Source organism: Thauera phenylacetica B4P (assembly GCF_000310225.1).
Taxonomy (GTDB): Bacteria; Pseudomonadota; Gammaproteobacteria; order Burkholderiales; family Rhodocyclaceae; genus Thauera; species Thauera phenylacetica.
The window spans coordinates 1-2272 of record NZ_AMXF01000389.1 but is presented as its reverse complement, the minus strand read 5'-3'; the positions used below and the strand labels follow the sequence as shown (position 1 = coordinate 2272).

General features: G+C 73.8%; 3 protein-coding genes. All 3 read left to right on the top strand.

The genetic code is table 11. The features are described from left to right. The coding region (locus tag C667_RS22330) for a hypothetical protein (RefSeq protein WP_004386238.1) at positions 1–1248 on the top strand (1248 nt) is incomplete at its 5' end. Then, a complete protein-coding gene (locus tag C667_RS22325) occupies positions 1248–1760 on the top strand; it encodes a phage tail protein (RefSeq protein ID WP_004386237.1) in 513 nt (170 codons plus the stop codon). The genes C667_RS22330 and C667_RS22325, both read left to right, overlap by 1 nt. Positions 1761–1770: 10 nt before the next feature. Next, positions 1771–2272 (top strand): CIS tube protein (locus tag C667_RS22320; RefSeq protein ID WP_004386236.1); only part of this gene is annotated, 502 nt, incomplete at its 3' end.

The following is a 2272-nucleotide window of genomic DNA, read 5'->3' as shown; positions in this document are numbered from 1 at the left end:
TACTTCGCCTGCGGCGGCCGCCGCGCGGTGATCGTGCGCTGCGGCGACCCCTGGCCCCACCTCGAAGCCGCCGGCGCACGCGCCGCGCACCGCGCCACGCGCCTCGAGGCCTTGCTGGCACCCGGCGCGAGCGCGATGGATCCGTCGAGCTGGCGCGGCATCGGCCACCTGCACGGGCTGCCCGAGACCACCCTGGTGTGCCTCCCCGACCTGCCCGACCTTTGCGCAGCCGACCCCGCGACGGTGGCGGTCGCGACCGAACCGCCCGCCGCGGCGGAAGTCTTCGTCGAATGCAGCGATGGCGGGAGCAACGGCGGCGGCGAAGACCTCGCCCTGCGCGCGCTGGCCCCGCCGCGCTGCGATGGCGCGGGTTTCGCGGCCTGGGGGGACGCGATCGGCCAGGTGCGCCTGCAGCTTGCCCGCCACCACCGCGACAAGCTGCTGCTCGCCGCCCTGCCCCTGCCCACCCGCGACCTGCGCCACGCTGCCGCCGCGGGCGACACATGGGCGCAGGCGGACATGCTGGCCTACCTGGAGCGCAGCGGGGTGCTGGCGCCCGCCGCCGCAGGCGAAGGCGCAGCGACCGCGAGCGCCTTCGTCCAGCTCGCCTGGCCCTGGCTCAAGACCGCGCAGGGCGCCGACCTGCCAGGCCGGCTCGAAGCCCCGGACGGCTTGCTCGCCGGCCTCGTCGCCCGCAATGCGCTCGCCCACGGCACCTTCCGCTCGGTGGCGGGCACGCCCCTGCCGGCGGTCTTCGGCACCGAGCCGGTGCTGCCCTGGAGCGCGATCGCCGCCACCGCCACCGACGCCCTCGCGCGCCGGGTGTGCGTCGTCGCGCCGCAGCCCGGCGGCGGCTGGGCGCTGCAGTCCGACGTCAGCACGGCGGCCGACGAGGCCTGGCGCGCCGGCGGCGTCACCCGGCTGATGGGCGCGGTGCTGCGCGCCGCGCGCACGGTGGCCGCAAACACGGTCTTCGAGGCCAGCAGCCCGGCGCTTTGGCGCAGCGTCGAGCGCAGCCTGGAGAACACCCTGAGCGCCTTCTGGCGCGAGGGTGGCCTCGGCGGCGCCGACCCCGACGAGGCCTTCAGCGTGCGCTGCGACCTCGGCACGATGAGCCGCAACGATCTCGACAACGGCCGCCTGCGCGCGCAGGTGAGCCTGCTGCCCGCGGCCGCGGTCGAGCGCATCACCGTGGTGCTCGAGCTCGCCGGCGCTGGCGCGGTCGCCACGACCAGCGAGGTGACGTGATGGCCGCAGCGCTCGACAGCAGGCAGCAGGAACGCCTCGACGCCGCCCCGCTCGGCGTCTTCCGCTTCCACGTCAGCTTCCGGCCGCAGCCACTCGGGGGCGCCGCGGGCAGCGAGCTGCCGCTGTGCCAGGGCGCCTTCGCCGAGTGCACCGGGCTGGAGGCGACCATGGAGCCGAAGGTGATCAAGGTCGGCGGCGCCAACTACGGCGCGGTGCAGCGTGCGGGCCCGGTGAGCTTCGCCACCGTCGTGCTCAAGCGCGGCATGACCCGCAGCCGCGACAACCGCCAGGCGCTTTGGGACTGGTTCGCCAGCGTCGCCGGCGGCGCCTACGCGTACCGCATGGAGGTGGAGATCGAGATGCGCAACGCGCGCGACGAGCCGGTGCTGCGCTGGGCGCTGCGGCGCGCGCTGCCGGTCAAGTTCAAGGCCGCCGACCTCGACGCCAGGGGCACCGAGGTCGGCATCGAGGAACTGCACCTGGCCCATGAGGGCCTGGTGCTGGTGAGCTGAGGCAGGGACCATGCCGCAACAGCCCCCCGACCTGATCGACGACGCGGCGAGCTTCGAGACCCTCACCGGCCAGCGCTTCGTCGTCGCGGTGCATTTCAACCCGGCCAGCCTGCAATACACCGTCTCCAACACCCTCAAGGAAGAGGGCAAGGGCGCGAAGAAGAAGCAGTACGTCAGCCAGACCACCGCCAAGCTGACCATGGACCTGGTGTTCGACACCACCGACAGCGGCGAGGACGTGCGCGTCACCACCGACAGGATGGCCAGGCTGCTGCAGCCGGTATCCGCCGGGAAGGACAAGAACGTGCCGCCGACGGTGAAGTTCAGCTGGGGGGCCTACGCCTTCACCGGCCTGGTCGAGCAGTACAAGGAGACCCTCGACTTCTTCGCCGCGGGCGGCGTGCCCTTGCGCGCATCGATCAACCTCACCCTGTCGAGCCGGGACGTGGTGTTCGAGAGCGGCACCGGCCAGCCGGTCTCGGTCGACACCGCCCTCGGCGCCGAGCCGGTGG

Bases quoted from the DNA above. Each gene is read 5' to 3' on its own strand.
- C667_RS22325 (WP_004386237.1), top strand. From the start codon at position 1,248: ATGGCCGCAGCGCTCGACAGCAGGCAGCAGGAACGCCTCGACGCCGCC.